The sequence below is a fragment of the Mesorhizobium sp. M5C.F.Ca.IN.020.32.2.1 genome (assembly GCF_004023105.1).
In the GTDB taxonomy this organism is placed as follows: Bacteria; Pseudomonadota; Alphaproteobacteria; order Rhizobiales; family Rhizobiaceae; genus Mesorhizobium; species Mesorhizobium wenxiniae.
Genome location: NZ_RZSX01000229.1, coordinates 1 through 7,876 on the forward strand (window position 1 = coordinate 1; position 7,876 = coordinate 7,876).

8 protein-coding genes and 1 riboswitch are annotated in these 7,876 nt (G+C 63.3%); of the genes, 5 read left to right on the forward strand and 3 right to left on the reverse strand.

The genetic code is table 11. The features are described 5' to 3' along the window. Positions 1 to 711 (reverse strand): PLP-dependent aminotransferase family protein (locus tag EOA86_RS13770; protein ID WP_164891741.1); only part of this gene is annotated, 711 nt, incomplete at its 3' end. A gap of 92 nt (positions 712 to 803) precedes the next feature. On the opposite strand from EOA86_RS13770, the gene EOA86_RS13775 reads away from it, so the two are divergent. From EOA86_RS13775 to EOA86_RS13790, 4 genes are all read left to right on the forward strand, one after another. Further along, positions 804 to 1,283: an Lrp/AsnC family transcriptional regulator gene (locus EOA86_RS13775; RefSeq protein WP_164759662.1), complete on the forward strand. Its 480-nt coding sequence runs from the start codon at positions 804 to 806 to the stop codon at positions 1,281 to 1,283. A 130-nt stretch (positions 1,284 to 1,413) separates the two neighbouring features. Then, entirely contained in the window at positions 1,414 to 2,907 is a 1,494-nt protein-coding gene (locus EOA86_RS13780; RefSeq protein WP_128342142.1) for an NAD-dependent succinate-semialdehyde dehydrogenase, read from the forward strand. 34 nt (positions 2,908 to 2,941) lie between these two features. Further along, complete coding sequence (locus EOA86_RS13785) at positions 2,942 to 4,321, forward strand: aspartate aminotransferase family protein (RefSeq protein WP_128342147.1); 1,380 nt, start codon at positions 2,942 to 2,944, stop codon at positions 4,319 to 4,321. An 8-nt stretch (positions 4,322 to 4,329) separates the two neighbouring features. Continuing rightward, positions 4,330 to 5,439 carry an alcohol dehydrogenase family protein gene (locus EOA86_RS13790; protein WP_128342143.1) on the forward strand — a complete coding sequence of 370 codons (1,110 nt, stop codon included), beginning with the start codon at positions 4,330 to 4,332 and terminating at the stop codon, positions 5,437 to 5,439. A gap of 9 nt (positions 5,440 to 5,448) precedes the next feature. Here the strand turns inward: EOA86_RS13790 and EOA86_RS13795 are convergent, their stop codons facing one another. Beyond that, positions 5,449 to 6,057, reverse strand: coding sequence for a YkoF family thiamine/hydroxymethylpyrimidine-binding protein (locus tag EOA86_RS13795; RefSeq protein ID WP_128342145.1), 609 nt, complete (start codon positions 6,055 to 6,057; stop codon positions 5,449 to 5,451). Next, positions 6,048 to 6,159: riboswitch (TPP riboswitch) on the reverse strand. (Overlaps the previous gene by 10 nt.) Positions 6,160 to 6,486: 327 nt before the next feature. On the opposite strand from EOA86_RS13795, the gene EOA86_RS13800 reads away from it, so the two are divergent. Further along, positions 6,487 to 6,855, forward strand: a complete 369-nt coding sequence (locus tag EOA86_RS13800; RefSeq protein ID WP_127209905.1) for a DUF2934 domain-containing protein — start codon at positions 6,487 to 6,489, stop codon at positions 6,853 to 6,855. 346 nt (positions 6,856 to 7,201) lie between these two features. Here the strand turns inward: EOA86_RS13800 and EOA86_RS13805 are convergent. Further along, positions 7,202 to 7,876: hypothetical protein (locus EOA86_RS13805; RefSeq protein ID WP_206630018.1), on the reverse strand; the 675-nt coding region annotated here is incomplete at its 5' end.

Consider the following 7,876-nt stretch of genomic DNA (forward strand, 5'->3'; position numbering starts at 1 on the left):
CACGAATACGGCGCGGATGTCGGAAAGCTGGCACGCCTCGTCGAGCGCCTCCGGGATCAGGCCACTATCGTCGATCGGCAGGCCCTCGAGGTTGAAGCCGAGATAGCGCGCCAGCGGGACCAGCGTATGGTGGCCGATCGCCTCGGTGGCGACGGTCGAACCGGGCGGCGCCACGCTCATCAGTGCCACCGTCATGCCGGCCGTGGCGCCGTTGGTCAGGCTGACATTCTGCGCGGATACATCGAGACCGCACAGCCGCAGCCATTCGACCGCCACCGCGCGGTGGCGCGGGAACACCATGTTCGGCCGGAACGACAGCGCCGAACTCGACGGCAGGTTCTCGGCAAGCCAGCTCAGCGCCTGTTTCAGCCGCTCCAGATGCATCGGCTCGCAAACCGGCTTCAGGATGGAGAGGTCGATGACCTCGCCAAGACGCTCCGGCAGGTATGGCGGCTCGGGCTCGCGGCGCTGCGTCTGCACGAAGCTGCCGCGGCCGATCTCGCCGGAGACCAGGCCCCGGCGGATCAGTTCCTCATAGGCGCGACTGACCGTCTGCACCGAAAGCTCCAATTCGTCGGCCAGCCGGCGATGCGTCGGCAGCCGCGCGCCGTTGGCCAGCCGCCCATCATGGATCGCGCGCGCGAACTGGTCGGCGAGCGATTGATAGGCCGGCCGCCGGATGAGCGCGGCATCTGGACGCCATAATGTCATGACTTATTAGAGATCGAAATCAGTGCAATTGACAATCGAAATAATGCGCCGTCATGGTGTCGGGCAAGAAAAAGCAGACGCTCATGGCCGCATTGAAACTCGATCAGATCGACCTCAAAATCCTCGACGTGGTCCAGCGCGACGGGCGCATCACCAAGCTGGCGCTCGCCGACAAGGTGGGCCTGTCGCCGACGCCGTGCTGGATGCGGCTGCGCAAGCTGGAAAAGGCCGGCATCGTCTCAGGCTATCACGCCAAGGTTGCGATGCGCGCCGTCGCGCCGGTCGCCACCGTACTGATGGAGGTGACGCTGGCCAGCCACCGCCAGGCCGATTTCGACCGCTTCGAGCGCGTCATCCGCGACGTGCCCGAAATCGTCGCCTGCTGGTCGGTGGGCGGCGGCGTCGACTATCTGCTGAAAGTGATGGCGCGCGACATCGACGCCTACCAGCGGCTGGTCGACGTCCTGCTCGAACGCGAGATCGGCATCGACCGCTATTTTACCTACATCGTCACCAAGACGGTGAAGGAGGAGATGGCCTTGCCGGTAGCGGATTTGTTGCCGGCGTCCTGACCCTAGAGAGATCGTCTGCCCGAGCGATGCAATAGAGACAATCTCTCTACGGGCGGGCGCCCAGACAGCCTCTCTGTCTGCTGCACGCGGATAGTCTCCCCATATCACTCCGAACCGGGAGACCTCGAACATGTCCGCGCACTTTACCCGCCCACAGCGCCATGAAGCGCTTGACCGCCTCGCCGACCGCCGGCTGCTGCGCGAACTCGCCTATGTCGACGGCCACTGGACTGCGAGTGAAGCCGCCGAGAGCTTCGAGGTGATCGATCCTGCCACAGGCACCACCGTTGGCTGGGTTGCCGCGCTCGATAGCAGGCAGACGAGCAAGGCGATCGACGCGGCCTCCCGCGCCTTTCCCGCCTGGCGCGCGGCTCTCCCACAGGAACGCGCGAGAATTCTGCGAAAATGGTTCGATCTGATCATCGCTGCCAAGGATGATCTGGCGCTGTTGATGACGCTCGAACAGGGCAAGCCGCTTAGGGAAGCGCTTGGCGAGATCAACTACGCCGCCTCCTTCGTCGAGTGGTATGCCGAGGAGGCAAAACGCCTCAACGCCGAAAGCGTCAGCAGCCACCTGCCAAACGCCGAGATGATGGTGCGGCGCGAACCGCTCGGCGTCGTCGGCGTTGTCACCCCGTGGAATTTTCCCGCGGCCATGCTGACCCGCAAGGCGGCGGCCGCCCTTGCCGCCGGCTGCACCATCGTCGCGCACCCTTCGTCGGAAACGCCGCTGTCGGCGCTGGCGCTGGCCGAGCTCGGCGAACGCGCCGGCCTGCCGGCAGGCGTCTTCAACGTTCTCACCGGTAAGGCTTCGACCATCGTTGGGCGGATGTGCGAAGACGCTCGCGTCCGGGCCATGAGCTTCACCGGCTCGACCGAGATCGGCAGGCTGATCGCCGCGCAAAGTGCGCCGACGATGAAGCGGCTGGTGATGGAGCTTGGCGGCCACGCGCCGCTGATCGTCTTCGCCGACGCCGATCTCGACAAGGCTGTGACCACAGCCGTCGATGCCAAATTCGCCACTTCCGGCCAGGATTGCCTCGCCGCCAACCGCGTCTATGTCCAGCGCCCGATCTACGATCGTTTCTGCGCCGCCTTCGCCAGGCGCATCGAGACGCTGCGGACCGGCAATGGCCTGGCTGATGACACCGACATCGGGCCCTTGATGCATGAGCGCGGGGTCAAGAAGGTCGAGGAGCAGGTCGCCGATGCGCTCGCACATGGCGCACGCTGCCTCACCGGCGGCAAACGCGATTCTGCAGGACCGCTGTTCTACCGCCCGACCCTGCTCGCCGATGTCACCGACGACGCGCTGATCATGCGCGAGGAAACTTTTGGTCCGGTCGCCGCCGTGACGCCCTTCGACAGCGAGGATGAGGTCATCGCTCGCGCCAACGCCACCGAATACGGGCTTGTCGCCTATGTCGTCACCGAGAACGGCGGCCGCCAATTGCGCATGGGCCGCGCGCTCGACTATGGCATGGTCGCCATCAACCGCGTGAAGATCACCGGCGCGCCGATCCCTTTCGGCGGCGTCAAACAGTCCGGCATCGGCCGCGAGGGCTCGCGCCACGGGCTCGAAGCTTTTACCGATCTCAAATATCTCTGCCTGGACGTCGCGTAAGCCGCGCCCGACACTTTTCCTCAGGAGTAAAATGATGCTCGACCAGTCCAACGAACTCGCCGCCTGGGACCGCGACCACTTCTTCCATCCCTCGACCCATATGGGTACCCACGCGCGCGGCGAGAGCCCGACCCGCGTGATCGCCGGCGGCGAAGGCGTCACCATCTGGGACAATAATGGCCGAAAGAGCATCGATGCCTTCGCCGGACTCTATTGCGTCAATGTCGGCTATGGCCGGCAGAAGATCGCCGACGCCATTGCCGCGCAAGCCAAGAACCTCGCCTATTTCCACGCCTATGTCGGCCACGGCACCGAGGCGTCGATCACGCTTTCCAAGATGATCATCGACCGCGCCCCGCAAGGCATGTCGAGGGTTTATTTCGGCCTTTCCGGCTCCGACGCCAACGAAACCAACATCAAGCTGATCTGGTACTACAACAACGTGCTCGGCCGGCCGGAGAAGAAGAAGATCATCTCGCGCTGGCGCGGCTATCACGGCTCAGGCGTTATGACGGGGTCGCTGACCGGGCTCGACCTGTTCCACAACGCCTTCGACCTGCCGCGTGCGCCGATCCTGCACACCGAAGCGCCCTACTATTTCCGCCGCGCCGACCGCTCGATGAGCGAGGAGCAGTTTTCCCAATACTGCGCCGATAAGCTGGAGGAGACGATCCTCGCCGAAGGGCCCGATACCGTCGCCGCCTTCATCGGCGAGCCGATCCTCGGCACCGGCGGCATCGTGCCGCCGCCCGCCCTCTATTGGGAAAAGATCCAGGCGGTTCTGAAGAAGTACGATGTGCTGCTGGTCGCCGACGAAGTGGTCACCGGCTTCGGCCGGCTGGGCACCATGTTCGGCTCCGACCATTACGGCATCCAGCCAGACCTGATCACCATCGCCAAGGGCCTGACCTCGGCCTATGCGCCGCTGTCGGGTGTCATCGTCTCGGACAAGGTCTGGCAGGTGCTGGTGCAGGGTTCCGACAAGCTCGGCTCGCTCGGTCATGGCTGGACCTATTCGGCGCATCCGATCTGCGTCGCCGCGGGCGTCGCAAACCTGGAACTGATCGACGAGATGGACCTGGTGACCAACGCCGGCGAGACCGGCGCCTATTTCCGCGCCGAACTGGCGAAAGCCGTCGGCGGCCACAAAAATGTCGGCGAGGTGCGCGGCGACGGCATGCTGGCGGCAATCGAATTCGTCGCCGACAGAAATGATCGCGTGTTCTTCGATGCATCGCAAAAGATCGGGCCGCAGGTCGCAACCGCCCTCGCCGCAAGCGGTGTCATCGGCCGCGCCATGCCGCAGGGCGACATTCTCGGCTTTGCGCCGCCGCTCTGCCTCACCCGCGAAGAGGCCGACATCATCGTCTCGAAGACGGCCGATGCGGTGAAAAGCGTGTTTGCAAACATCTGAAGATCGACATGAACGCCATGACCAAAACCCTCCCCGCCACCATGGCCGCCGTGCAGCTGACCGGTCACGGCGGGCCGGAAAAGCTCGTCTACCGTACCGACGTGAAAGTGCCCTCGCCCGCCCCAGGTGAAGTGCTGGTCAAGGTCACCGCTTGCGGCATGAACAACACCGATGTCTGGGTGCGTCAGGGCGCCTATGGCACGGAGGAAGATGCTGCCGCGGTATCGACTTGGCGCCGCCAAGGCAACACGCTGACTTTCCCGCGCATCCAGGGCACAGACACGGTCGGCCACATCGTCGCCGTCGGCGATGGCGTCTCGCCGGACCGTATCGGCGAGCGGGTGATGGTCGATTTCTCGATCTACAACCGCGACGACGATTCCCTCGCCGACATCGACTACATGGGCCACGGCCGTGACGGCGGCTATGCCGAATACCAGGCTGTGCCAGCCGAGAACGCCCATGTCGTCGATACCGAAATGACCGATGTCGAACTTGCCACCTTCTGCTGTGCCTATCTCACCGGCGAACAGATGCTGGAACGTGCCGCACTAAGAGCTGGCGAGCGTGTGCTGGTCACTGGCGCTTCTGGCGGCGTCGGCTCCGGCATCGTGCAGCTGGCGCGGGCGCGCGGCGCCATCCCCTATGCCGTCGTCGGCAAGGGCAAGGAAAAGGCGGTGCTCGACATCGGGGCCGAAGCGGTGATCACTCGTGGCATCGCCGACCTGCCCGCCGCCGTGAACGCAGCGACCCAGGGCCGGCCGATCGACGTGGTTGCTGACCTGGTCGGCGGCGCCATGTTCAACGACCTCTTGCGCATCCTCAGGCCCGAAGGTCGCTACACGACGGCCGGCGCGATTGCCGGCCCGGTCGTGCAGCTCGATCTGCGCACTATGTATCTCAAGCAGTTGCAGCTGCACGGGTCCAGTCAGGGCACGCGACACGATTTTCGCCGCATCGTCGGCTACATCGAGGGCAAGAAAATCCGGCCGCTGGTCGGCGGCGTCTACAGGCTGTCCGATTTCCACCGCGCCCAGGCGGATTTCATTGCCAAGGATTTCGTCGGCAAGCTGGTGGTCGTTCCGGATGCCGTCTCGGATCTCGCTGAAACCCGTTGACAGCCAAGGCTAACGAGGGCTCGGGCTGTTCGCCGACACGGTAAGGTCGAGCGCGACATGGCCTTGCGGCGCGCCGAAGCGAAGGAAAGCTTCCGACAGCGTCGCGAACACCGGTCCAGCGTCGCCCCTCAGCTTCGTGCAGAAATTTTTCGACCTGTCGAAGACCCCCGAGGCCTTGAGGAAGTCGATGCAGCCGTAGATCTCGTCCATGTGGTGGCCCTCGCCGAGCGGATAGAGCGAGAACTGCGCGGCGACCTCTTGTCCGAGTTTTTTCGCACCGTCGACATGCGCCCGCGCCGCGCCGATGCGCTCGGCCAGGGACAGCTCGTGGCTGCTGCCGGAAATCGGTGTGCAGATCGGATCGTCAGGCTCGCCAGGGCAGCCACGCGACACCGTCGCCGACAACACGCAATGCACACCACTTGCCGCCGCCGAGGCGAACAGATCGCGCATGGCCGGAAAAAGCTGTTCCGGCGGGCCGACGATCAGCGTCGAGATGTCGTCGGTCTCAATGCGGAAATTCGGCCGATAGAGATCCATCGCCGAAATTGCCTTGAGGATGACGCCGACGAAGTCATCGCACATCGGATACAGGGAAATCTGTGCACCTGAAAACATAGTCGCCTCGCTCCGCTGGCATTACCCAGATCAGCTTGAGGGACCGAAGGCTTGCACCTTCCATCTCAGCCCCGGCAATACGGAGCGCCCCTGTCGATATGGGCGACGTAGCACCTGCGGAAAGGATGTTCAAGCAATGGCCAGCCCTAATTTAGTCTGGCATCGTGCTGCAGGAGCCGAACTTTCTCCTGAAGCGCGTTTCCGTAGGGAAAACAATGCTGCACCCTTCAGCGCGATGGACGACTTGCTCTCGAGCACCGCACTAGGATTTGCTCCGGGCCACCTAGCGCATCGCAGCATCGCAACGCCGCAGGCATGGTCTTCCGGAAGCCAGCCTTCCGGGTCCCCTCTTTGTCTGAAATCGGCGTGCAGGGTGGGATCGTTCCGACGCTCCTTCGCGTTGGGTGAAACCCACAAGGAGGAACGACCATGTCAGACGACAAACACGAACGCATTCGACGCCGCGCATATGAGATCTGGGAACGAGAAGGCCAGACGCACGGTCTGCACGAGCGCCATTGGAATCAGGCGACCGTCGAAATCGAGAACGAAGACCGCTCGCTTGGTGCTCGCCCACCGGCGATATCTGGTGCCGATGTGCCAGCTCCCACGCAGACCCAAAGCCGAGTGAAGAAAGGCAACCGCGCCGCTGGTCAATCGGATGTTGAGGCAGCGGAAGCGCTGGCGATGAGAACAGGCATCACCGGCGACCAAGCTCAAGACCTCATCGACCGCCTCGGTGACGATCCGCTGGCACTCGAAGAGGCGGCGCGGAGCCTTAGAGCATCCGAAAGGTAAACGCCGGCTGTCCAGGCAGCCCATCGCTGTACTCGACACACCGCCGCAGATTTTCAATCTCCGCCCACAAGCGGACCGCCGCATCGGCCGAACAAATGAAAGCCCGCGCCTCTCGCGGAGAGAGCGGGCCGATCGGGTCGCGGTCCTGTTTTATGACCTTGGACTGAGATCGCGGTTTCGCCTTCGACGCTCGACGAGCAGCGTCGGCTGCCATCAGCGCCGGGAATGTTCCAGCCTCACGACGAGCGGGCCCTGTCCTGATGAGTTCCGTCAGCGTCGCCGAGCGCCACGTTCCCCACACGAAGTCGAAGTCTGCCCCGATCGCGTGTGGGTAGAAAGCAGTGCATCAGCCCGGTTCGATTATCGTTCCCTCCACAAAACCAGTGAGGAAGGTTTTGACCTGTCGATCAGCATGGCTAGCCATCCACGTCATCGCCGCTGGTCCAACCCACAGCGACCGGTCGGGCGCACTTGGGTTTGCTGACCTGGATGGTCCGGCCGGTGCGTCCGGCCGGCGCGGATTGCGCCACTGAACGACCGAGTTCCGGTAGGTTCTCTTGATTGCACGGCACAGGAACTTGTACCTGCGTTCGACGTTGGCCGCGGCGTTAGCTTCCGCAGGTCCGGTCGACATCGCGAAACTGCCCTCCACTATGACTGTTTCGGTCATCTTGCATCGCAGGAATTGAATCGTGGAATTCTCATCACGGCAATACCAATCGTTATGTGCCTGAATGAACTCCGCTGAAAGCCGTGGCAGGTCCTCGGGAGACCAGATTATGCAGTAGCTGCCGATAGCAGAAATGTCTCGAGTGGTTGGGGGCGTGACCGTCTTCCACCGCGGGCCATCGACGAACAGGATAGCCGGATCGCGCAAAAGTTCGGTTACCAGAGCAGCCTCGTCATCAGGGTGCATAGTGAAACGAAGTTGGCTTCTCATTGTTCGGCCCAATCGAGCAAGATGTCCGGTCGCGAAGACTTTTACGACCACATCCGTTTGGAACACGGCAAGAGGTAACAC

Excerpts from the sequence above, each read along its gene's own strand:
- EOA86_RS13780 (WP_128342142.1), top strand. The coding sequence starts at position 1,414 with ATGTCCGCGCACTTTACCCGCCCACAGCGCCATGAAGCGCTTGACCGC.
- EOA86_RS13785 (WP_128342147.1), top strand. The coding sequence starts at position 2,942 with ATGCTCGACCAGTCCAACGAACTCGCCGCCTGGGACCGCGACCACTTC.
- EOA86_RS13790 (WP_128342143.1), top strand. The coding sequence starts at position 4,330 with ATGAACGCCATGACCAAAACCCTCCCCGCCACCATGGCCGCCGTGCAG.
- EOA86_RS13795 (WP_128342145.1), bottom strand. The coding sequence starts at position 6,057 with ATGTTTTCAGGTGCACAGATTTCCCTGTATCCGATGTGCGATGACTTC.
- EOA86_RS13800 (WP_127209905.1), top strand. The coding sequence starts at position 6,487 with ATGTCAGACGACAAACACGAACGCATTCGACGCCGCGCATATGAGATC.